Raw genomic sequence first — 21,693 nt, 5'->3', positions numbered from 1 at the left:
GCGTATCGAAACGTAGTGCATAGGGAGACGAAAAATGTCGCTGGAATTGCTGGTGCTTACCCTGGACGATGTACTCATCCGCGCGGACGACCTGCGCAAGTCCGGCTTCGGCGCAGCACCGCGAGAACGCGACGCCCTGCTGCGCTGGCATGAGGATGCTTGCACCGGCGCGCGTGCCGGCCAGTCGATCGAAATCCGTGCCCAGGCCATGCAGCTCATGCGCAGCGCGGAGCTGGGCGGCGCGCGGCTGGCGCTTGCCGCGCCGGTCGCATCGCGTGGGCTGCGCGTGCTGCTCGATGGCGCCATCGGGCCAGACTGGATGGGCCGCTTTACCGTCGTCGCCACGGCGGACGCGCTGCTGCCCCGGGAAACCGAGATCGAGCTTTACCGGCTGATCCTGCGCACCGCCGACGTGCCCGCGCACCGCGCCTTGCTGGTTGGCGCCACGCCGAGCAGCCTGCGCGCCGCGCAAGCCGTCGGCATGCACACAGCCAGTGTTCAGCCGGCGTATGACGATGCGCCGCGCCAGGCAGGGCGATCCGTTGTGCTTTCAGGATCGCCGGATGCGCTCTGGCCGGACTTCCACGCGCTGGAGTGCAGCGTGGACGGCAAGCGGCGGCTGGAGCCGCTTGCCGCAACAAGACCCCAATCACGGAGTTTCCCATGACCACCATCGTGATCGTCGGCGGCGGCGCCGCCGGGCTGCAGGTCGCCACCCGCCTCGCCAGGCGGCTAGGCAAGCCAGGGCTCGCCGAAATCGTGCTGGTCGACCGCAGCCCCACGCACCTGTGGAAGCCGCTGCTGCATGAAGTGGCCGCGGGCAGGCTCGAGCCCGTGGTTCACCATACGTCCTTCGCGCTGCAGGCCGAGCGCCATCGCTTCCGCTACGTGCAGGGCGACCTGCAGGCGGTGGATCGCATCAACCGCACCATCTCCGTGGCTATCGCCGGCACCGGCCATGGCGAGGGCGCAGAGATCCAGTCCATCGGCTACGACAAGCTGGTGCTTGCCGTTGGCGGTGTCACGCAGTACTTCGGCGTGCCCGGCGCGCGTGAGCACGCCCTGACGCTGGACAGCGTGAGCAGCGCGGAGCAGGTGCGTGACCGCGTGTTCACCGCCTTGCGCCGCAAGACCGCGCAGGCCGCGGCACAGCCGCAAGCGCCCACCGGCACAGTCCGCGTCGCCATCGTCGGCGCGGGCGCCACCGGCGTGCAGCTCGCGGCCCAGTTGCGCCGCACGTCCAGCGTGCTGAACCGTTACGGCATCCACCGGCTCGACCCGGTGAAGGACGTGGACATCTGCCTGATAGAAGCCTCCCCCGGGGTGCTCCCCGGCCTCGGCGCCCGGATCGCGGATCGCACCGGCGAACAGCTCGCGCGGCTGAACATCCGCGTCCAGTGCGGCGCCCGCGTGACGTCCGTCAGCGAGAGCGGCCTGACCATGGCCGGCCAGGCACCCATGCAGGCGGATGTCGTGGTGTGGGCGGCCGGCATAGCCGCGCCGGGCATGCTGGCCAGCTTCGGGCTGCCGGTCAATGCCAAAGGGCAGATCCGCGTGCTGCCCACGCTGCAGAGCGTCGAGGACGAACATATCTACGCGATCGGCGACTGCGCCAGCTGCCGGCCCCAGGACCTCGATGCGGAGCTCCCGACGCGCGCGCAGGTTGCCTATCAGCAAGCGCTGTATCTTGCGCAAGCGTTGCCACGGCGATTGGCGGGCAAGCACACCGAGGGGTTCCGGTATCGCGACTATGGCTCGCTGGTCTGCCTGGCGGGAAGCAACGCCATCGCCAGCCTGGCCGCGCCGGGCAAGGAGAGCGGCTGGCATATCGAAGGCAGGTTTGCCGCCCTGCTCCACCATGCCGTCTACCGCCGGCACGTGCTCGCCATCCACGGCTGGGGACGCGCGCTGGGCATGACGCTGGCCCAGGGGCTGGAGCGTTTGCTGGCGGCGGGCACGCGGCTGCACTGAGGATGGCGCCAGGCGGGGGCGGCCTGGCGCGCCATTGTGTCTCCTCCAGATGCCGTTTGCGCGGAGATTTTCACGATCCTCCTGCGCTGCGGCTAGCTATGTCTTGATATGCCTTGATATGTCTTGATCCAGGCCCGACCGCGCTTTCCCGACGAAAGACGTGGCGTCTATCTTGCCGGCTTGATTGCCGTGATGAACGCGTCGCTATGGAACCGGCCCGCAAGCAGCCCGTTGTCGCGCGTCAGCACGTGGCTGGCTGCATCCACCATCAGCGGATTGCCACAGGCGTACACCTCAAACGCCGAGAGATCCGGGAAGTCGCAAGCGACCGCCTCGTGCACAAAGCCCGTGCGCCCTGTCCATGGGCCATCCGGCTCGGACAGCACGGGAACGAAATGCAAGCGCTCGCTGGAAGCAGCCCAGTGCACCGCGTCGTCCCACGCGTAGAGGTCCTCCTTGCGCCGGCCACCCCAATAAAGCGTGGCACCTCGTCTTGCGAGCGCCTCGTGGTGGCTACGCATGAACGAGGCAATTGGCGCGTAGCCCGTGCCGGATGCCAGCAGGATGACCGGGGCATCGGAATCCTGCAGGATGAACGCCCCGAACGGCCCTTCCAGCCGCAGCACGTCCCTCTGCTTCAGCTTCTCATACACATGCGGCGAGAACCGCCCGCCGGGCATTGCACGGACATGCCATTCGATCGTGCCCTGCGCATCCGGTGAGTTTGCCATGGAATAGCTGCGCCGCGTGCCGTCGCGCAGGATCACGTCCATATACTGGCCGGGGGAAAACGAGAAATCCGTCCCTCCCTGCACGTGCAACGACACGATGGCCACATCCGGGCTCACCCGGCGCACCTGCGCCACCCGCGCGGGCGCTTGCACCACCCGGCGGCCGGGAATGGCGCAGACTTCCGGCGCTTCGATGATGACATCGGTCACCGGCCGCGCCACGCAGGTCAGGCAGTGCCCCGGCCGCACCCCTTCCGGGATGAAGCCGGCAGGGTAAGCGACCTCCCCGGCGATCACCCGTGCCTCGCATGCATTGCACTCGCCCCGGCGGCAACTGTGTTTCGGGAAGAAGCCTTGCGACACGGCGGTATCCAGCAGCGACGCGCCGGGCGCACACCGCAACTGGACACCCGCCGGCGCGAAGGTCAGTGTCACCCCCGGCTCGGACTGGTCCGCTGGCCGCGCCAGCTGCGCTTCAGTGTCGGGCGCCATCTTGCGCTTCCAGTTGCCGTGCCTTCAGATCCAGGGCGACGTCCACGATCATGTCTTCCTGCCCCCCCACCATGCGGCGCTTGCCGAGTTCAACCAGGATGTCGACTGTTTTCAGGTCATGCTGGGCAGCCGCCGTTTCCGCGTGCCGCAGGAAGCTCGAGTACACGCCCGCGTAGCCCAGGGCGAGCGTCTCGCGGTCGACCCGCACCGGACGGTCCTGCAGTGGGCGCACCAGGTCGTCAGCGGCGTCCATCAGCTTGTAGAGGTCGCAGCCATGCGACCAGCCCTGGCGCTCGGCCGCAGCGATGAACACTTCCAGCGGCGCATTGCCCGCGCCGGCGCCCATCCCGGCCAGGCTGGCGTCGATCCGGTTGCAGCCTTCCTCGACCGCGACGATGGAGTTGGCCACGCCCAGGCTGAGGTTGTGGTGCGCGTGCATGCCGGTGTGCGTGGCGGGATCCAGCACGTCCTTGAAGGCGCGGAAGCGGTCGCGCACGTCGTTCATGGTCAGTGCACCGCCGGAGTCCACCACATAGACGCAGGTGGCGCCGTAGCTTTCCATCAGCTTGGCTTGCTGGGCGAGAGCCTGCGGCGTTGTCATGTGGCTCATCATCAGGAATCCCACGGTATCCATGCCGAGTTCGCGCGCGTACTCGATATGCTGGCGGGAAATGTCCGCCTCGGTGCTATGCGTTGCCACCCGGACCACGCGAGCCCCGGCGTCATAGGCGGCGCGCAGGTCATGCGTGGTGCCGATTCCCGGCAGCAGCAAGGTGGCGATCTTGGCGCGGGTGACAGATTCGGCTGCGGCTGCGATCCACTCTACGTCGCTGTGCGCGCCGAAGCCATAGTTGAATGAGGAGCCTTGCAGGCCGTCGCCATGCGCGACTTCGATTGAATCGACGTTGGCCTCGTCCAGCGCGCGCGCAATGGCCTTGACCTGCGCTATGCTGTACTGGTGGCGGATGGCGTGCGAGCCGTCCCGCAGGGTCACATCGGAGATATAGAGCTTGGTTTCCATCTTTTGTCCTGGGCTTTGTCCTGGGCTTGGGTTCTTCACGCTACCGCGGCCTCGCGCGCGGCAAGCTCGCGACGCGCGAGCTGCTCGGCGGTGGCCAGCGCTGCCGAAGTCATGATGTCCAGGTTGCCGGCATAGGCTGGCAGATAGTGAGCGGCGCCCTCCACTTCGAGGAAGACCGAGGTCTTCAGCCCGCTCATGCGCCCGACGCCCGGGATGTTCAGCGGCTGGCTTTCGTCGAATCGCTCGAACTGCACCCGTTGCTTGAGCCGGTAGCCGGGCACGTAGGCGTTGACGCGAGCCACCATGGCCGCCACCGCTGCCTCGATGCGCGTGGTGTCTGCCATATCCGACAGCGTGTACACCGTGTCGCGCATCAACAGCGGCGGCTCCGCCGGATTGAGCACGATGATGGCCTTGCCCTTGCGGGCGCCACCTACCACTTCCAGCGCACGGGAGGTGGTTTCCGTGAACTCGTCGATATTGGCGCGCGTGCCTGGTCCGGCCGACTTGCTGGAGATCGAAGCCACGATCTCCGCGTAGTGAACCTGTGCCACCGAGGCAACGGCCGCGACGATGGGAATGGTCGCCTGCCCGCCGCAGGTGACCATGTTGACGTTGCGGCCATCGAGGTTGGCATCGAGGTTGACCACGGGGACGCAATACGGGCCGATGGCGGCCGGCGTCAGGTCGACCACGCGAATGCCCGGCTTGCGTGTGCGCAACAGCTTGTCGTTCTCGATATGGGCGCCGGCCGAGGTGGCATCGAACACAATGTCGATATCGGCGAACGCCGGCATGTCGACCAGGCCAGCCACGCCCGTCGCGCACGTGGCAACCCCAAGCCGGGCGGCGCGCGCAAGACCGTCCGAGGCGGGGTCGATGCCGACCATGACGCCCATTTCGAGGTGTTGGCCATGGCGCAGTATCTTGATCATCAGGTCCGTGCCGATATTGCCGGAGCCGACGATCGCGGCCTTCAGTGTCTGGGTCATGATTGCTTCCGTTAGCCCTGGGAGATGTTGTTTGGATAGATCACGGACTGGCAGTCCGAATACAGGCGGTCCACATCGCTGGCGCGCAGCGTCAGTACCGCGCGCTGGTTGATGTAGCCCTTGTCGGTGATTTCGCCCTGCTCGATCGCCGGCGCGGCGGATAGCAGCACCGCGCGCGCCGGCCGCTGGGAAGACCCGGCACCCCTGCCAAGGTCGGCCAGCACCGCGCCAAGCGCTCGCCGCACGGCCGGCACCAGCCCCAGCGACTTACCGCAAAGCGTGCCGTCCTGGTCGTTGGCAAGCGCACGCAGCTTCGCGCTGGGAAACACCAGCAAGCCGACTTCATCGCGATCGTGCCCGGTGACGACGATATCCAGCGCATAGGGCGACATCGCCGAGACCGCGCGCACGCGCAGCGAGCCGACCGATACCCAGGTGCCCGTCGTCAGCTTGAAGTCTTCGGACACCCGGCCATCGAAGATGACGCCGCTGTTCGGGTCGGCCGGATCGGCGAGCCGGCCCGCATCGCCCATGCAGTAGAAGCCTTGCTCGTCGAACGCGGCGCGCGTCTTCTCCTCGTCGCCGAGATAGCCAGCGAAGATAGACGGCCCGCGCACCCGCAGTTCGTGCTTGCCCTGGCACGGCACGAACTTCAGCTCGACGCCGGGAACAGGCACGCCGATATTGCGCGGGTCCGAGGACGAGAAATGCGCGCTGGTCACCACTGGCGAAGTCTCCGTCGAACCCCACTCCGTCGTGAAGAACAACGATCGATGCCGGGCGCCGCGCGCCACCGCGCGCAGGCGCTCCGCGGTCTTCTGCGGCAGGGCCGCGGCCGCGAAGAACAGCATGTCCAGCCGCTCGAACAGCGCCGTGGCCAGCGCTTCATCCGCCTCCAGGTAGGGCAGCAACGCGTCATAGCCCTTGGGCACATTGAAGAACAGTGTCGGGCGAACCTGGCGGATGCCCTCGATGGTCCGCTCGATCAGGCCCGGCGCGGGACGGCCGTCGTCGATGTACAGGGCGCCGCCATTGCGCAGCACCAGGTTGAAGTTGTGGTTGGCGCCGAAGGTATGGCTCCACGGCAGCCAGTCCAGCACCACGGGATGCGTTTCGTCGACGAACGGCCAGCACTGCGCGATCATCTGCTGGTTGGCGCACAGCATCTCGTGCGTATTCGGCACCAGCTTGGGGGCCCCGGTGGAGCCGGAAGTCAGCAGGATGCGGGCTATGGTGGCGCCCGTGATGCTGCGCAGCGCCTCATCCACGCCGGGCCCGGCACTGGCCGCGCAAAGCGCGGAGAACGGCAACTCGCCGCCGGCCGCGCCCTGCGCATAGACCACGGGGCACGAGAGCCCGGCGCGCCGTATCGCCGCTGCGTACAAGGCGGCGTCCTCCGCATAGACGAGGCCGGGATGCAAGCTGGCGAGGATGGCGTGCAGCTTGGCGTGATCGCTGCTCATCCTGGTATAGGCTGACGACACCACCGCGATGCGCAGTCCCACGTGCATGGCCGCCAGCGACAGCAGTGCCAGGTTCACGCTGTTGTCCGACAGCGCGACCACGGGATCTTCCGGCGCAATATCGAGATCCAGCAACGCCTGGCCGATATTGCGGACCGTGGCATGGGCCTCGCCGTAGCTGACGGTATGCCAGCCCGAACCTCGGCGCTCCGCCAGGAAGACGCGCGCAGGCGCCTTGGCCGCCCATCGTGCGAGCCATTCGCCGATGCAGCGATCGAAATCTGCCAGCGGTACCGAGGAGCGTAAGACAAAGCTGCCATCGGGCAGGTCGGTGCGCAGGATGCTGGGCTCTGCCAGCCGCAGGCCAGCATCTGGTCCGGCGGCGCGGCGGCCGACGGCGGACGCGCGAGTCAATTGGTTTGCGTCCATGCGCCCTCCTCCAGCTTGGCGAGAATGCAGCCCGTAGCGGCCCACGCGGACACCATGATCCCCGCCGCAATTGCGGCAGCGTATTTGATTCCCATTGTTGTCTCCGAATCGCCCGTTCTTGCGACGGGCGTTAGCGTCAATCCACCTGGCAGCGCACCTGCCCCAGCCCTTCGATCTCCAGATGCAGCGCGTCGCCACTGCCGATCTTGAACATGGGCCCAAGCGCGCCAGAGAGCACGACGTCGCCAGCCCGCAGCGGCTCGCCCATCACGGTCATGGTGCGTGCCAGCCACCAGGCGGCATGCAGCGGGTGGCCCAGGCAGGCGGCGCCGTTGCCCTCCGACGCCGGTTCGGCATTGCGCGTGAAACGCATCGCGCAATCGGCCAGCGCCAGGTCGGTCAAGCGCTTCGGATCGGTGCCGAGCACGTAGAGACCGCAGGACGCGTTGTCCGCCACCGTATCGACCAGCGTGATCTTCCAGTCCTGGATGGCGCTGTCGACGATCTCGATGGCGGGCAATGCGAATTCGATGGCACGGAGGAAACGCCCCCAGGTCATTGCCTCGTCATCAAGATCGCGGCCAATGACGAAGGCGACCTCCCCTTCCGCCTTCGGCTGGATCAGTGAGCCCGAGGGAATGGCCGCGCCGGACAGGAACTCCATGTCCGCGAACAACACGCCGAAATCCGGCTGGTCGACGCCGAGTTGCGCCTGCACGGCCTTCGATGTCAGGCCGATCTTCTTGCCGCTGATGACGCGGCCTTCGCGCAGCGCGCGTCCCGTGTTGGCGGCGGCAACGGCATAGGCCGCCTCGAGTCCGTCGATGCCGAAGGTCTCCGAGACCCTGGCGATGGGGCTGCGCTCGCGGCGGGCCTGGTACAGAGCCTCGGCCGCCTGCTGGATGGGGGTATCTTTCATCGTCGTCTACCTCGTGATGCTTGTTGTCTGGTCATTGCCTGCTTGTCCGCCAGCCTAGGCGGCGGCCCGGGCTGCGCGATATCTCGGCAGCAACTGCAGGATCTGCTCAGCTTCTCCCGCCAGGCAGGCGGCATAGCTGTCAGCCAGCGCCGTAACCACGTCCTCGACCGAGCCGACCGCATCGATCGCGCCGACACCATGGCCTGCCGACCACACGTCCCGCCATGCCTTCGGCGCCGAGGCAATGTCGCCGGAGAAATCGATCTTCTTCTCCTCCTTGAGCTTGTCGGGGGTGAATCCCGCCGCCGCAACCGTCGGCTTGAGCCAGTTCGCCATCACGCCCGATACGGCGGTGGACTGCACCAGGTCCTCCATATTGCTGGCCACCAGCATGTCGCGGTAAGCGGGCGCCGCCATGCTCTCCCGCGTTGCGATCAGGCGGGTGCCGACCACCACGAAATCGGCGCCCAGCAACTGCGCGGCCCGTATCTGCGCACCGCTGGATATGGCGCCCGCCAACCCAACCGGGCCGTCCCAGAAGCGGCGCACTTCCGCCAGGAAGGCGAAGGGGTGATAGGTGCCGGTGTGGCCGCCGGCACCGCTGGTGACCAGCACCAGGCCATCGACTCCGGCGTCGATCGCCTTGCGGGCCAGTGCCGGCGAGATGACATCCGCCATCACCAGCCCGCCGTAGCCGTGCACGCGCTCGAGCACGCGCCGGGGGCTGCCCAGCGCCGTGGTCACGATGCCTGGGCGATACCGTTCCACCAGTGCCATTTCCGCCTCGAAGCGGTCATAGCTGCTGTGGACGATCATGTTCAGTGCCCAGGGCACTTGCGGGTGATGTGCGGCCTCGGCTGCGATCTGCGCCAGCGCCGCATCGAGCGCGGCCAGGTTGCGCGCGTTCGGGGCGGCGTAGGTGCCGACGATGCCGGCCTTGAGGCTGGCGGCCACCAGTTCCGGGCCAGAGACCAGGAACATGGGCGCGCCCATGACCGGCAGACGCGCGCGGGCGAAGACGTTGCGCACGGCAGCGTGCGAGGCGCAGGCTGATGTGTTGGGCGATGCGTTGGGGGCGTTCATCTTGTCTCGTTCTTGTCTCATGCTGATCGGCTAGCGCCGCCCTGGCCGCCCGCGGACTTCCCAGCCGCAGTCGCTTTGCAGGATGGCGGCCGTGGTTGCCGGGGAATTGGTGCGCGAGGCCAGCAGCACGTAGTGCCCGGTGTGGTCCTCCGGCTGGGCGATAAAGCCCAGCGGCATTGCGTTGGCCACGGCGTCCGAGAAGCCGGGAATCTCCGACAGTCGGGCCTCCTGCTTGCCAAGGGCCTCCGGGCCCTTCAACGGGGTCACCGTGCCGCCGGGTGCCACGCCGTTCACGCGGATGTCCGGCGCCAGTTCGTAAGCAAGCTGCCGGATCAGGCCCACGCAGGCGTGCTTGGAGGCCACGTAGACCGGGCCTCCGCCGCCGGCATAAAAACTGGCGTTCGACAGCGTGAAGATCATGCTGCCGCGGCTCTCACGCAGTGCGGGCGCGGCGGCATGAGCGGCCAGCAGGTAGCCCAGCACGTTGACGTCGAACACCTCGCGAAAGGTCGCGCTGACCACACCCGGCTCCAGCTTGCGCAGCGTGGCGAAGTGGTCCCATATGCCAGCGTTGCCAACCAGGGTGTCGAGCTTGCCGAAGGCCTTGACGGTGGCCTGCACCGCCTGCGCGTTGGCGTCTTCCGAGCGCACGTCGCCCACGGTGATCGCCACGCGGTCGCCAAACTCTGCGCGCATGGCGTCAGCGCTCTGCGCATTGCGCACCAGCACGCCGACGCCGGCTGCGCCCTCCGCCAGGAACCTGCGGGTGACCGCAAGGCCAATGCCTGAGTTGGCGCCGGTCACCAATGCCACATCGTTATCGAGCCAGCCCATGGTCAGAAGAAGGTATTGAGGTTCTTGGACATCAGCAGGGACTGCGTGATGACAATCTTGCGCCGGGCGATCCGGAAATCCCCGCCATGAGCGCGCAGCACGTCCTCGCGCCGGCCAAGCAACAGATCGTTGTCCGCCTCGCCCCGGCTGCGGTAGTTGACGAAGACCGAATGCACGATGAACTCGTCATCGGCCGCACCCGCGTACGCTTCGATATTGCTGATGACGTGCACATGGCGGGTCGGCGGATCCTCGGCCCATGCGGAGGGTTGCTTGAAGCGGGCCACGCGGCGTTCCAGGTCGAAGTGGTTGTCGTCGAAATACGCGCCACGCCCCACCCCGTAGGCACCCAGCTTGTCCGCGCGGCGGCGGTTCTCGATGGCCGGCATCCAGTAGTGGATGTCGTCCGTCATCAGCGCCAGCCAGTCGCTCCATGCCTCGCTGTCGAGCAGGCGCGCCTCGCGATAGAGGAACTGCTGCACCCGATGCGCAGTGGCAAGGTCCACCGCCTGCAGCGCCAGGGCCTGCGGCAATTGTTGAGGGAGCGCGCTCATGCGACCTCCTTCAGGCTGTCGTTGACGAACGCGCTCTCAGGCAAGCTTGGCTTGTCGCGCACCGGGACTTCATCCCAGGCGCGCGCCTGCATCAGGTCCAGCCAGCGCTGGTAGAACGCGCGGTGGTTGGCTTCGTTCACCTGGTTGCGATAGACATTGCCAGGCAGCTCGCTGCCCTCCAGCCGGGAGTCGAGGCCCAGGCCCATGTACAGGTCTTGCTGGCGCGTGACGAAGCCGGCATTGGTGCGGGTGGAGAACTCGAAATTCTCGCCATCGTCCATCTCGAACACGCCGGAGGGCGAGAACGTCAGCATGGTGCCCTTCAGCCAGCGATCCTTGATGTCCTGCGGCGCGCTCTTGTTGACAATGGTCCAGGTGTGCAGCTCGATCTTGCCCGGGCCGCGCGGATGCCAGACGCGGAAGGTGTTCTGCCCCGGCAGGAAGGAAAGGTTCGGGAAGACGCTGACCGAGGAAATCGAGCCGATCATCTTCGAGCGGAACTCGCCAAGCCGCTCGGCCACCTTGGGCTGGATCCCGTACAGGTATTTCCGGATCTCCTTGTCTCCCAGGGTCGCGGCATTGCCGACGACGTCCAGGTTGAATTCCCAGCCGTGCCCGTTGACATTGACATGGTACGAATCCGGATCCTTGAAGACCTCGGCCACCGGGCCGCCAAGCATGGCGCGCGCGGCGGAGTCATGGGTCCACAGCGCGTGGTAGATATCACCGATGAAGTTCTCGACCGGGACTTTCCAGTTGCAGTTGATCACCGACTTGACGCAGCTGCCGACAAACTCCGTGCCCTCGCCGTCCATGTCCAGCATGACGTCGAGGTAATAGCGGAAGTCGCCCAGGAAGTCCTCCAGCGAGGGCGCATCCGGATCCATGTTGCCGAACACCAGCCCCTTGTAGCTCGCTACCTTGGCAACCGGGTGCAAGCCGTGTTCCGAGCGGTCCATGCCGCTGGCCTCGAACAGCTCCTGCCCCGCCATGCCACGCAAGGCGCCATCGATGCCAAAGCTCCAGCCATGGTAGTTGCAGACAAAGCTGCGCGCGTTGCCCGCGTCGGTGAAGTTCAGCTTGTTGCCGCGATGCGGGCAGGTGTTCAGGAAGGCACGGATGGAAGCGTCCTTTTGCCGCACCACGATCACGTTGTCTTCCGCCATATACGTGGTGACGTAGTCGCCCGCCTTGGGAATCTGCGATTCATGCGCGAGAAAGAGCCAGCTGCGCGCGAAGATCTTTTCCAGTTCCTGCTCGTAGATGCGCTGGTCCCAGTAGACGCGGCGCGACAGCCTGCCAGCGTTCAGGTCCAACAGGCGATCCAGGTCGCGCAGGGGCGCGCTGGCGGGATCCTTGCGCAAGCGTTCGCAGTTGCCGCTGCAGTCGTGTGTCATGTTCACTCTCTCAATGGCTTCAGATAGCCGACGACGCCGCTTCGGACTCTTCGTCGAGATCGGCGTAGATCTGGTCAGCCTCGACGATGACCTTGTAAGTGCGCAGGTCGACGGTGCACGGGAACCCGACGGCCTGTCCGGTCGGGATATGGAACTGGCCGTCGTGGACCGGGCAGGCGATCAGGTCGCCATCGACGATCTCGCCTTCGGACAGGGATGCCGTGGCATGCGTGCAAACATCGCTGGTGGCGAAGTACTCGCCGTCGATGTTGTAGACAGCCAGCGGGCAGCCCGATGTCTCGACCTTGCACACCTGGCCCGGCGCCAGCGCTTCACGCTGGATCAGGAAAACTTTATTGCTCATCGCTGTCATTCCTTCTTGCCCGGCGCAAGCGCCGGATATTGCGTCACTGCAGGTGCAGCTGGACAAATCCCAGGCCGGTCACCCATTCCGGGACGGCTTCGTAGGCGATGGTCTCGCCGCGCGCGCCTTCCAGCGCGCCCATGGCGCAGGCCCAGTTCCGAATCTCCATGCCGCCGTTGCCACCGTTGGCGAGGATGTACTCGTCGCTGAGCGCAGCAAGCGCCTGCAGATCGTTGCGTTCGGCATAAGCCAGGATCTCGCGATCGAAAGCCTCGTTGACCCGCCCCATCTCCGCCGTGCCGACCCAGTGGCTGATGCCGCCGCTGCCGATCACCACAACCCGTTCATCCTCCGGATAAGCGCTGACCGCATCGCGGATCTGGTGGCCGACCTGGATGGCGCGCGCCATCCGGATATAAGGGTCGACGCCGGCGGCGAGGTACACCGGGATGGTGCCCACGGCGTGGCCCGCTTCCCGCATCGGCTGCACCATCAGCTGGTTTGGAATGCCGATGGCGTGGTCCACCGTCAGCGCGCGCGCCACCGCCCAGTCGAACCCGTTCGCGTGGCCTTCGGCAGCGATATGCGCCGCCAGCGCTTCGCTGTTCGGTATCACGCCACGCTTGAGGCCCGGCATGGCGTCGAGCGGGCCATCGACATCGCCCGTGCCGATCAGGTAGCTGGGCAGGCAACCCGTGCCAAACAGCATGTAGTGGTCCGCGCCCACGATCACCACGCTGGTGGGCGCCAGCCCGGCCAGCCGCGCCGCGCAAGTCTTGAAGGCGTTCCACATGCGCTCGCGCACCGCGGGTGCCGGCGCCTCGGGCGCGACGAACATCACCGGGTCATGGGGCACCAGGAAGCCACCTACGATCTTTCCCATCTTTGTTCCTGTTCCTGTTCCTAGCGCTTCAAGGCGGCGCTGTGCAACGTCTCGGCCGAGCCGACCGGGCGCAGCTTCTTCATGTAGGCGCGCATGTCGCGCTCCGGGGACAGTTCCTGCCAGAAGCCCATGGTCAGCATCGGGTTGACACCCGCTTGCTGCAGGCCAAGCACATCGAACTGCATCAACATGGCCCGCTGGGCCTCGCTGAGGGCAAAGCGCCGCAGGTAGGCATCGGCATCGTCGCGAAAGCGCTGCTTGGCCGAGCGATCCACCGTGAGCTGGTGCAGGACCTTTTCGAGGACATTGCGGCTCATGGTCTTATGCGCAGAAGTTGCCGGCCAGGCTCAGGAAATCGGCGCGCCGCTCGGTCTGGACCCAGTGCCCGCATTGCCCGAACAGGTGCAGGTCCGCCTGCGGGATCGTGCTTGCCAGCAACTGGCCGCATGCCGGCGGCACCACGCGGTCTTCGCGTCCGTGCAGCACCAGCGTAGGCGCCTCGATCTTGGCGATGGCAGCTGGCGGGAAGCCCTTGACGAGGGTCGGGCCTTGCGCATTCGGCTTGGGCAGCAGCTTGCGCAACGCGTCCTGCGCGCCGGGACGGGCGCTGGCCTCGTAGCGGGACTGCACCATCTCCGGGGTGATGAACGACTGGTCGAAAGGGAACAGGCGCATTGTCTTTTCCATGTTCTCCGGCGACGGCTCGTACTCCCATGCCGAGCGCAGGCCCGGCGTCTGCTCGAACTCCCCTGCCGGCGTGCCCAGCAGCACCAGGCGCTCGACGCGCTTCGGATCGAACACGGCCAGGCCCACGGAGAGCGCGCCGCCAAAGGAGTTGCCGACAAACGAAGCCTTCTCGATATCCAGTGCGTCCATGATGCCGACCAGATGCCGCACCCACAGCTTGATGTCGTACTTCGTGCCTTCCTTGAATTCGGTAAAGCCGAAGCCGGCGATGTCCGGAACGATGACGCGGAAGGTCTTGGCAAGTTCGCCCATTACGCCCTTCCAGTTCGACCAGCCGGACACGCCCGGCCCCGAGCCATGCAGCAGGAACAGCGGCTTGCCCGTGCCCTGGTCAAAGTAGTTGGTTTGGTGTTCCGCGGCGGTCAAGGTCAAGCCGACGCCTTCATGCTGACTCATCTCAATTTCTCCATACACATACGTATGTGTATGGTAGGAAGTGAAATGGATCCGGTCAAGCGAGTATTCCGGCGAATTCATCGGTGTTTACCCCCGGAGATGCCGAGAACCTTACCGTACATAACTGCATTGAAGGAGGGAAGTACAATCCTCACCATATTTATTGGAGGCACTATGCCAAAAGGCACGGGGACAAGTTCCGCAGCCCCTCGCAACCAACTTACGCCGGAAGACTGGATCATGGCTGCCCGCAATCTGCTGGTCAGCCGCAGCGTAGACGCAGTGCGCGTCGAAGTGCTGGCCAAGGAACTGGAAGTCACGCGCGGCAGCTTTTACTGGCACTTCAAGGATCGTGAAGACCTGCTGCAGCGCATGCTGACCGCATGGCGCGATGAGGCCACCGAGCAGATCATCTACCGCTTCGAGCGCCGCGGGCTGCCGCCCCGGGAGCTGGTCCGGGATCTGCTCGCGTTGCCGTTCCGGGGTACCGCCGCGCAGGAAGCGGCGTCAACGGAGCTTGCCATCCGCGCCTGGGCCCGCCGGGAAGAGCGGGTACGCCAGGTGCTCGACGAGGTGGATGCCAAGCGCCTGTCCTATATCTCGCAGTGCTTCAGCGCACTCGGGTTCGACATCCCCGAGGCGCGCGCCAGGGCGTTCGCACTATACAGTTATGAATTGTCGGAGTCCCTCCTTTCCCACCAGGGTACCGCGGCGCAGAAGGAAGAGCGCAGGGCCTGCATCGAGCGCCTGCTGCTAGCGCCTTGAATCGCAAAAAGGGGCACAACTGTGCCCCTGTCCGCGACCCTTTGCTGCCCCGGGTTGCTGCCGCATACTTGCCGCCGTGCGGCACTACCTGCCGTCAAACCAGCCCGTAGCGCTGCAACGTATCCCCCAGCCCGAGCAGCTCGACCATCGTCTTGCCCTTCTCCAGCTCTTCGCGGATCTTCGCTTCCTTCAGCTCCCGGTCGGCGCTCCTGGCAATCACGCTGTCTACCTCGTTTGCATCGACCACCACCAGGCCGTCGCGGTCGCCCACGATGATGTCGCCGGGATTCACCAGCACGTCGCCAAGGCTCACCGGCACGTTCACGCGGCCTGGCTGATGCTTGTTGGTGCCTTTGATCGACAGCCCCCGGCAGAAAACCGGGAAGCCCATCTCGATGATGGCGTTGCCGTCGCGTACCGAACCGTTGACCACAAGCCCGGCCAGGCCGAGCTTCTGCGCGGCGAGCGTCAGCAGGTCGCCCCATGGGCCGGCTTCGAGAAAGCCCTTGGCATCGACCACCAGCACGTCGCCCGGCCTGGTCTTGGTCAGCGCGTAGTGAATCATCAGGTTGTCGCTGGGACGCAGGTCCACCGTCACAGCCGGCCCGGCCATGCGCAAGGTGGGGTCCAGCGGCTTGAGGCCAACGTCGAGCGCGCCCTTCTGCCCTTGCGCCTCGTGAATCGTGGCCGCGCCGAGCGCCTTCAGGCGCGTGATCTGTTCCGGGGAGATGGTCATGGCTTTCCTTTCGTTTCCTTTGGTGTCTTGAAGTAGAGGGGCTCTTGCGGCCGCCTGCTTGCCCGCTCGCGCCTGCAGCGCGCTTGCGATCTCCGAATAATACAAAAAAAGTACAATAAGATGCAAGGAAAGGATTGGACAAAGAAAATACAGCCAAAAAAAGCAGAATCCCCTCCGCGCGCAGCAAGGATGGATACAAATTGAATACATAAAGCAACAAAAGGTGCGTCAACCGCCTCACCAAAACGACGGCCATTCCTGCCCGCCTCCTCCAAGGGCGTTTTCCGGCGCCGACATGCGGTCTGATACGATTGCCGCCGCGCATGGTGTGCACGCTTGCGCGCAAATTGCATCCCCGTCGCGCCGAGGACATCGCGCGCCGCCCGGTATGGGCACGCCCCGGAAAGAACAAAGCCAGCTATGAAAAAAGGAAGCGAACAGACCTACGAGCAGCTGAAAAAGCGCATCGTGGCAGGTCACTACACGGCGGGCACACAGCTGAAGGAAGAACACATCGCCGAGGAAATGGGCGTCAGCAGGACGCCCGTGCGGGCCGCGCTCAAGCGCCTGATCGACGACGGGCTGGCCGTGGCGCAGACCGGCCGCGGCGTGTTTGTCGCGGGCTGGACGCGCTGGGACATCGAGGAGATGTTCAGCCTGCGCTCGCTGCTGGAGCCGTACGCGGCCAGGCTTGCCGCCGAGCGCGCGGATGCGCAGACCATCGCCGCGCTCAAGGCTTGCAACGCGCGCATGGCGGCCGTGATCGAAGCCGGCGCCAAAGGGGATGACGCCATTGCGGAAATACAGGCGGCGAACAGCACCTTCCACCGCCTGCTGCTGGAAGCATCCGGCTCCAACCGGCTGAAGTCCATGCTGGAGACGATGATCGACATGCCGGTCATCGTCCGCTCGTTCTTCCTCTATGAACTCGATGACCTCAGGCGCAGCCTGCATCATCACCAGGACATCGTGCTGGCGATGGAGCTGCACAACGGCGAGCTGGCCGCGCAGCTTATGTCGGTCCACCTCCATATCTCCAACCAGCGCTTCATGAGCCGCCGCCTGGACTCGGCGCCGGCGGGGTTGCAGCACGATGCCGACGCCGGGGACGAAGCCACCGACAAAACAAATTGAGTACAAATCCAGCGCGACCCCACGAAGAAAGTCGCGAGACGGGCCGATAATTTAGAGGTATACCCGCAGGTTAGTCATTTCAGATTGTTGCGACTGTTTTTTTTATGTACTCTTGGCCGAAATCAGCCAGGAGATAGTCTTGAACATCGCAATCATTGGCCTGGGGGAAGTCGGCCGTTGCTACGCCACCGCCCTGGCAAGCCTGCCGGGCGTGCAGCTCCACCTCTGCGACACCCACCTCTCGCCCGCGGGGAAGGAACTCGCCACCGCCTGGGGGCTTCCTGTCCATGCGGAAACCGGCCCCTGGCTCGCCTCGGCCGACTGGGTCTTGTCCTGCGTATTCGGATCGGCTGCGCTGGCCGTGGCGGGCAACTGCCATGCGCACATGAAAGCAGGCGCAAGCTACGCGGACCTGACGACCGCCAGCCCCGAGGACAAACGCGAGGCCGCCGCCGCGGCATCCGCAGCCGGGCTCGCGTATGTCGACGTGGCCGTGATGGGCGCCATCTCGCTGTCGCTGCATCGCACCCCGCTGCTGTGCGCCGGCGCATCCGCCGCCGAATTCTGCAAGCTGGTCAACGCGGCCGGCGGCAAGGCCGAAGCCGTGGAAGGCGGCGTGGCCGGTGATGCGATCTCGCTGAAGATCCTGCGCAGCGTCTTCACCAAGGGCATGGAAGCCCTGTCCGTGGAGCTGCTGATGGCCGCCGAGAAGCAAGGCGTGCGCGACAAGCTCTATGGCGTGCTGCGCGACATCGATGAAGCACCGCTGGCCGGCTTTATCGACATGCTGGTCCGCACCCACACCATCCATGCCAAGCGCCGCACGCACGAGGTGCTGGAAGCGCAAAAGGAACTTGCACGCGCCGGGCTTCCCTCACTGGTCCTGCCCGGTGTCGAAGCGCGCTTCAAGGCCACGGCCGCGGCGCTGGATGCGCATCCCATCCAGGACAACCCCACGATCCAGGACGCGCTTGGCTGGCTGCTGTCCAACCAGCCATAGCCAGCCTCCTCGCTTCGCCCGAATCCGCTTTCAAAATAAAAAGGAGACACCATGCACAAACTCGCCCATGCATTGCTGGCGGCAGCCATTGTTTTGCCCGCCATCGCGGCCACGCCCGCGCTGGCCTCGGACACCTATCCCGGCAAGCCGATCCGGATGATCGTGGGCTTCCCGCCCGGGGGCTCGGCCGACATCAACGCGCGCATCGTCGCGCAGGGCCTCGGCAAGCAGCTGTCCACGTCCGTCGTGCCGGACAACAAGCCCGGCGCCGGCGGCAACATCGCGGCAACGGAGGCCAAGCGCGCCACGGCCGATGGCTACACCATCTTCTACAGCACCTCCGCCGTGGTGCTGGCCCCGGCGCTGTACCAGAACGTGCAATTCGATACGTTCGCGGATTTCGTGCCGGTCTCGCTCACCGCCATCGTGCCGCTGGTCCTGGTCACCACGCCAGGCCTGCCGGTGAAGAACGTGCATGAACTGGTGGCCTACGCCAAGGCAAACCCCGGCAAGCTGAACTACGCGTCATCCGGTGCCGGTGCGTTGCTCCATCTCGGCGGCGCGCTCTTTGCCAAGGAAACCGGCATCCAGGTGACCCATGTCGCCTACAAGGGCAGCGCGCCGGCGATCACCGACCTGATCGCGGGCTCGACGCAGTTCATGTTCCTGCCGCTGAGCGACGCCCAGCCGCTGATCAAGGGCGGCAAGCTGAAAGCCCTGGCCATCACCAGCGCCAAGCGCTCGACGCTGCTGCCGGAGATCCCGACGATCAAGGAAGCGAGCGGCATGAGCTCGCTGGAAATGGGCGCGTGGCAGGGCATCCTGGTGCCCAAAGGAACGCCGGAGCCCATCGTCAAGCAACTGCGGGAGGCGACCGACAGGACATTGAAAGATGAGGCGGTGCGCGCCAAGCTGATCGCCCAGGGATCCGACATTCTTGGCGGCACGCCCCAGCAATACACGGCCTACATGAAGAGCGAGGCCACGCGCTGGGGCCAGATCATCAAGGAGTCTGGCGCCAAGGTGGAATAGGCCTGCCCGGCGGGGATCCGGTCAGGGCAGACCGGCCTGCCGCAGATGCTCCCCGAGAAGCCGCGCGGCGATGGATAAGGGCACGCCCGAGCGCGTTGCCAGCAGAAGCCGCCGGCTGGCCCAATCGTCCGACAAGCCGACCATATGCAGCCCCAGCGCCTTGGCCTGGGCGCGGCACACGGCTTGTGGCAGGACGCCTACGCCAAGGTCGGCCGCAATCATCTGGCACATCGCGTCGAAGCTGCGGACCTGGATGCGAAGCCGAAGCGGCCGCCCGGCCTGCTCCGCCGCGCGCGAGGTCAGTTCCAGCAACGCACTGCCGCGATTGAGCCCGACCATGTCGTACTCCAGGCAGCTCGCAAAATCGACGCGCCGCTTGCGCGCAAGGGGATGGCGGCGCGAGCACAGCAGCACCAGCGTGTCGGTCTGGAAATCGCTGATGTCCAGGCCATCCGTGGGCGTGCCTTCCGAGAACACGCCGATATCCGCCAGGCCGTCCACCAGCGCGCGGGCGATATCGCCGCTGAGTTGTTCCTCGACTTCCACATGAACCCCCGCATGCTGCGCCAGGAAGGTGGCGAGCCTGGCGGGCAGGAACTCCGTCAGGGCGGACATATTGGCCCACAGCCGCACATGGCCCAGCAAGCCGCGTGAATGGTCCTGCAGCTCCGCGCTGAAGCGCTCGAAACCCTGGAACAGGCGCATGGCATGCTGCATGGCCATATGGCCCACGGGCGTGAGCGTCACCCCTTTGGACGTACGCTCCAGCAACTGGAAGCCCGTGGTTTCCTCGAAATCCGACAAGCGCCGGCTGGCCGCCGACAAGGCCAGGTGGCAGGCAGCCGCGCCTTGCGTGATGCTGCCGGTCTGCACGACCGCGCAGAACAAGCGCAGCGTCACGAAATCTACTCGGGCGGGATTGAGGGGCCAGGTCATTGGCGCATTCTAGCGCGGGTCCTTCGCGTTTTGCGAAGCCGGATTGTGGAGATCGCAATTCCGCCGACGGCGCCGCGCCCATAGAGTGGCGGGGACGGCCCGACCCGTGACGGCGGCACCACGGCTTGGCGAACACAACCAGGATCAAGCCGCCGGTGGCTGCCCGGCGCGTCATCCGCAACCCGCAAAAGGAGCGCAAGCATGCATCACGGCCAAGGCATCCGCCTGGAGTTCAATGAAGTGGCGACCCGCGACGGTTTCCAGATGGAGTGCGATTTCATCGAGACGGATGACAAGGTCGCCCTGCTCGATGCGCTGAGCGGGCTGGGCTTCGCCAAGATCGAAGTCACGTCGTTCACGTCGCCCAAGGCCATCCCGGCGCTCAAGGATGCCGAGGCGGTCATGCACCGTATCCGGCGCGCGCCCGGCGTGGTGTACACCGCGCTGGTGCCGAACGTGCGCGGCGCGCAGCGCGCGCTGGAGTCCGCCACCGAGGAGTTCAACCTCGTCATGTCGGTGAGCGCGACCCACAACCTGGCCAACCTGCGCATGACGCAAGAGCAATCGTTGGGCCAGTTGCAGGACGTGATCGCGCTCGGCATGCAACGCGGCGTGCGGGTGAACGTCTCGCTGTCCTGCGTATTCGGCTGCCCGATGGAAGGCGAGATCGCGGCGGAAGCTGTCCTTGGATGGGTCGCCCGCTTTGCCGGGCTGGGCGTGCACGGCATCACGCTGTGCGACACCACCGGCATGGCGTACCCCAACCAGGTGCAGGCCCTGTGCGAGGCCGTGCAGGCACGCTTTCCCAAGCTCGAATTCACCGCCCATTTCCACAACACGCGCGGCATGGGGCTGGTCAATGCGGTGGCTGCCGTGCAAGCCGGCATCCGCCGCTTCGACACGTCGCTTGGCGGCATCGGCGGCTGCCCCTACGCGCCCGGCGCCACCGGCAACGTCGCCACCGAGGACATGGTGCATCTGTTCGACTGCATGGGCTATGACACGGGCATGGACCTGCCCGGCTTGCTCGGCGCTGCCGCCACCCTGCGCCAGCTGCTCCGGCGCGATCTGCCCGCGCAGGTATCGCAGGCCGGCCCGCGCTTGACGCGGCACGCCCCGCCGGCGGATTTCGAGGACATCCGCCGGCGTGCGCTGGCGCGCTGAAGCCACGCCGGATATTGACGTCCCGCCCGGCCTGCAGCACCCGGCAACGCGCGTGCACTTCCTTGCCCTCAACACCACGACCACTACCGCGACCGCTGATGGTGGGTCGTGTGGTCGGAACATGAGAACCATCGAGAAGTTCATCGCGAGAGTCAAGGAGAACGCGCCTTGTCCGACGGTGTCATCGCTTGCCGGGGCGCGGTGAGATTCTCTTCTCCGTATGCAACTTGTCCTTATGGATCACGGGAACTTTAGTCGCGGATGCCATGGTGACCGGAGCCCCCGGAGGACAAGATAAGGAGTTGGCCGTTGCGACCAACTCCTTTCTCAAGGACTGAAGCGCCTTGATATGGGCATCGATTTGTCCGATCTTGGCGCTCAAGCGTTGCTCTATCTCGGCCCGGCCAAACCTGCCGCCAATCAATTGCGGGATGATTTCCCGAATCTCGGCAAGCGAGAACCCGAGCGTTTGCGCGCTACGGATGAATTGAATGTGCCGAACGGCCTGGGTGTCGTATGAACGATAGCCATTGCCCAGCCGAGCGGGCGGCGCCAACAGTCCCACCTTTTCGTAGTGACGCAGGGTATCTGTAGTCGTGCCAACTGCCTTCGCCAACTCGCTGATGTTCACCTGTGGCCCCCGTCAAACG

General features: G+C 65.8%; 23 protein-coding genes. 7 read left to right on the top strand and 16 right to left on the bottom strand.

Translation table 11 applies throughout. The features are described 5' to 3' along the window. Window positions 1-34 precede the first annotated feature (34 nt). On the top strand, window positions 35-667 hold the full coding sequence (locus AC1Q7Q_RS10650) for an HAD family hydrolase (protein ID WP_492375149.1): 633 nt from the start codon (window positions 35-37) through the stop codon (window positions 665-667). After that, window positions 664-1,971, top strand: coding sequence for an NAD(P)/FAD-dependent oxidoreductase (locus AC1Q7Q_RS10645; RefSeq protein WP_492375150.1), 1,308 nt, complete (start codon window positions 664-666; stop codon window positions 1,969-1,971). Before AC1Q7Q_RS10650 ends, AC1Q7Q_RS10645 begins: the two co-directional genes overlap by 4 nt. Before the next feature lie 167 nt (window positions 1,972-2,138). On the opposite strand, the gene AC1Q7Q_RS10640 is transcribed toward AC1Q7Q_RS10645, so the two are convergent. The 13 genes from AC1Q7Q_RS10640 to AC1Q7Q_RS10580 all read right to left on the bottom strand — a co-directional run bounded on the left by AC1Q7Q_RS10640 (window position 2,139) and on the right by AC1Q7Q_RS10580 (window position 14,276). After that, window positions 2,139-3,194 (bottom strand): FAD-binding oxidoreductase, encoded by a 1,056-nt coding sequence (locus AC1Q7Q_RS10640; protein ID WP_492375151.1) that lies wholly within the window; start codon window positions 3,192-3,194, stop codon window positions 2,139-2,141. Beyond that, complete coding sequence (dmpG, locus tag AC1Q7Q_RS10635; RefSeq protein ID WP_492375152.1) at window positions 3,178-4,215, bottom strand: 4-hydroxy-2-oxovalerate aldolase; 1,038 nt, start codon at window positions 4,213-4,215, stop codon at window positions 3,178-3,180. The genes AC1Q7Q_RS10640 and dmpG overlap by 17 nt, the downstream gene beginning before the upstream one ends. Window positions 4,216-4,250: 35 nt before the next feature. Continuing rightward, window positions 4,251-5,207, bottom strand: a complete 957-nt coding sequence (locus AC1Q7Q_RS10630) for an acetaldehyde dehydrogenase (acetylating) (RefSeq protein WP_492375153.1) — start codon at window positions 5,205-5,207, stop codon at window positions 4,251-4,253. Window positions 5,208-5,218: 11 nt separating this feature from the next. Further along, window positions 5,219-7,099: a feruloyl-CoA synthase gene (locus AC1Q7Q_RS10625; RefSeq protein ID WP_492375154.1), complete on the bottom strand. Its 1,881-nt coding sequence runs from the start codon at window positions 7,097-7,099 to the stop codon at window positions 5,219-5,221. Window positions 7,100-7,235: 136 nt separating this feature from the next. After that, a complete protein-coding gene (locus AC1Q7Q_RS10620; protein WP_492375155.1) occupies window positions 7,236-8,018 on the bottom strand; it encodes a 2-keto-4-pentenoate hydratase in 783 nt (260 codons plus the stop codon). Between the two features lie 54 nt (window positions 8,019-8,072). Continuing rightward, entirely contained in the window at window positions 8,073-9,101 is a 1,029-nt protein-coding gene (locus tag AC1Q7Q_RS10615) for an NAD(P)H-dependent flavin oxidoreductase (protein WP_492375156.1), read from the bottom strand. Between the two features lie 30 nt (window positions 9,102-9,131). After that, on the bottom strand, window positions 9,132-9,935 hold the full coding sequence (gene hcaB, locus AC1Q7Q_RS10610) for a 3-(cis-5,6-dihydroxycyclohexa-1,3-dien-1-yl)propanoate dehydrogenase (protein WP_492375157.1): 804 nt from the start codon (window positions 9,933-9,935) through the stop codon (window positions 9,132-9,134). Window positions 9,936-9,937: 2 nt separating this feature from the next. Further along, window positions 9,938-10,489: a 3-phenylpropionate/cinnamic acid dioxygenase subunit beta gene (locus AC1Q7Q_RS10605; protein ID WP_492375158.1), complete on the bottom strand. Its 552-nt coding sequence runs from the start codon at window positions 10,487-10,489 to the stop codon at window positions 9,938-9,940. After that, window positions 10,486-11,886: an aromatic ring-hydroxylating dioxygenase subunit alpha gene (locus AC1Q7Q_RS10600; protein WP_492375159.1), complete on the bottom strand. Its 1,401-nt coding sequence runs from the start codon at window positions 11,884-11,886 to the stop codon at window positions 10,486-10,488. The genes AC1Q7Q_RS10605 and AC1Q7Q_RS10600 overlap by 4 nt, the downstream gene beginning before the upstream one ends. Before the next feature lie 19 nt (window positions 11,887-11,905). Further along, window positions 11,906-12,250, bottom strand: coding sequence for a non-heme iron oxygenase ferredoxin subunit (locus AC1Q7Q_RS10595; protein ID WP_416051952.1), 345 nt, complete (start codon window positions 12,248-12,250; stop codon window positions 11,906-11,908). 43 nt (window positions 12,251-12,293) lie between these two features. Further along, window positions 12,294-13,133: a DODA-type extradiol aromatic ring-opening family dioxygenase gene (locus tag AC1Q7Q_RS10590; RefSeq protein WP_492375160.1), complete on the bottom strand. Its 840-nt coding sequence runs from the start codon at window positions 13,131-13,133 to the stop codon at window positions 12,294-12,296. A 20-nt stretch (window positions 13,134-13,153) separates the two neighbouring features. Beyond that, window positions 13,154-13,450, bottom strand: coding sequence for an extradiol ring-cleavage dioxygenase (locus AC1Q7Q_RS10585; protein ID WP_174425342.1), 297 nt, complete (start codon window positions 13,448-13,450; stop codon window positions 13,154-13,156). A 4-nt stretch (window positions 13,451-13,454) separates the two neighbouring features. Continuing rightward, window positions 13,455-14,276, bottom strand: coding sequence for an alpha/beta fold hydrolase (locus AC1Q7Q_RS10580; RefSeq protein WP_492375161.1), 822 nt, complete (start codon window positions 14,274-14,276; stop codon window positions 13,455-13,457). Window positions 14,277-14,516: 240 nt separating this feature from the next. Between AC1Q7Q_RS10580 and AC1Q7Q_RS10575 the strand changes: the two genes are divergently transcribed. After that, window positions 14,517-15,041: a TetR/AcrR family transcriptional regulator gene (locus AC1Q7Q_RS10575; RefSeq protein ID WP_492375162.1), complete on the top strand. Its 525-nt coding sequence runs from the start codon at window positions 14,517-14,519 to the stop codon at window positions 15,039-15,041. 94 nt (window positions 15,042-15,135) lie between these two features. Here the strand turns inward: AC1Q7Q_RS10575 and AC1Q7Q_RS10570 are convergent, their stop codons facing one another. After that, complete coding sequence (locus tag AC1Q7Q_RS10570) at window positions 15,136-15,777, bottom strand: 4-carboxy-4-hydroxy-2-oxoadipate aldolase/oxaloacetate decarboxylase (protein WP_492375163.1); 642 nt, start codon at window positions 15,775-15,777, stop codon at window positions 15,136-15,138. 420 nt (window positions 15,778-16,197) lie between these two features. Here AC1Q7Q_RS10570 and AC1Q7Q_RS10565 point away from each other — a divergent pair, with 420 nt between their 5' ends. The 3 genes from AC1Q7Q_RS10565 (at window position 16,198) to AC1Q7Q_RS10555 (ending at window position 18,943) form a co-directional block, all read left to right on the top strand. Beyond that, on the top strand, window positions 16,198-16,911 hold the full coding sequence (locus tag AC1Q7Q_RS10565; protein ID WP_492375164.1) for a GntR family transcriptional regulator: 714 nt from the start codon (window positions 16,198-16,200) through the stop codon (window positions 16,909-16,911). Between the two features lie 139 nt (window positions 16,912-17,050). Beyond that, complete coding sequence (locus AC1Q7Q_RS10560; RefSeq protein ID WP_492375165.1) at window positions 17,051-17,911, top strand: NAD(P)-dependent oxidoreductase; 861 nt, start codon at window positions 17,051-17,053, stop codon at window positions 17,909-17,911. A gap of 51 nt (window positions 17,912-17,962) precedes the next feature. Then, window positions 17,963-18,943 carry a Bug family tripartite tricarboxylate transporter substrate binding protein gene (locus tag AC1Q7Q_RS10555; RefSeq protein ID WP_492375166.1) on the top strand — a complete coding sequence of 327 codons (981 nt, stop codon included), beginning with the start codon at window positions 17,963-17,965 and terminating at the stop codon, window positions 18,941-18,943. A 21-nt stretch (window positions 18,944-18,964) separates the two neighbouring features. Here the strand turns inward: AC1Q7Q_RS10555 and AC1Q7Q_RS10550 are convergent, their stop codons facing one another. Beyond that, window positions 18,965-19,879 (bottom strand): LysR family transcriptional regulator, encoded by a 915-nt coding sequence (locus tag AC1Q7Q_RS10550; RefSeq protein WP_492375167.1) that lies wholly within the window; start codon window positions 19,877-19,879, stop codon window positions 18,965-18,967. 201 nt (window positions 19,880-20,080) lie between these two features. Here AC1Q7Q_RS10550 and AC1Q7Q_RS10545 point away from each other — a divergent pair, with 201 nt between their 5' ends. Beyond that, a complete protein-coding gene (locus AC1Q7Q_RS10545; protein ID WP_492375168.1) occupies window positions 20,081-21,043 on the top strand; it encodes a hydroxymethylglutaryl-CoA lyase in 963 nt (320 codons plus the stop codon). A 181-nt stretch (window positions 21,044-21,224) separates the two neighbouring features. Here AC1Q7Q_RS10545 and AC1Q7Q_RS10540 read toward each other — a convergent pair whose 3' ends face one another. Next, window positions 21,225-21,674 carry a heavy metal-responsive transcriptional regulator gene (locus AC1Q7Q_RS10540; RefSeq protein WP_492375169.1) on the bottom strand — a complete coding sequence of 150 codons (450 nt, stop codon included), beginning with the start codon at window positions 21,672-21,674 and terminating at the stop codon, window positions 21,225-21,227. Between the last annotated feature and the right edge of the window lie 19 nt (window positions 21,675-21,693).

Source organism: Cupriavidus sp. GW823-FHT07A04 (assembly GCF_058794615.1).
The sequence above is the reverse complement of the archived record's forward strand: the minus strand, read 5'-3'. Positions and strand labels throughout refer to the sequence as shown.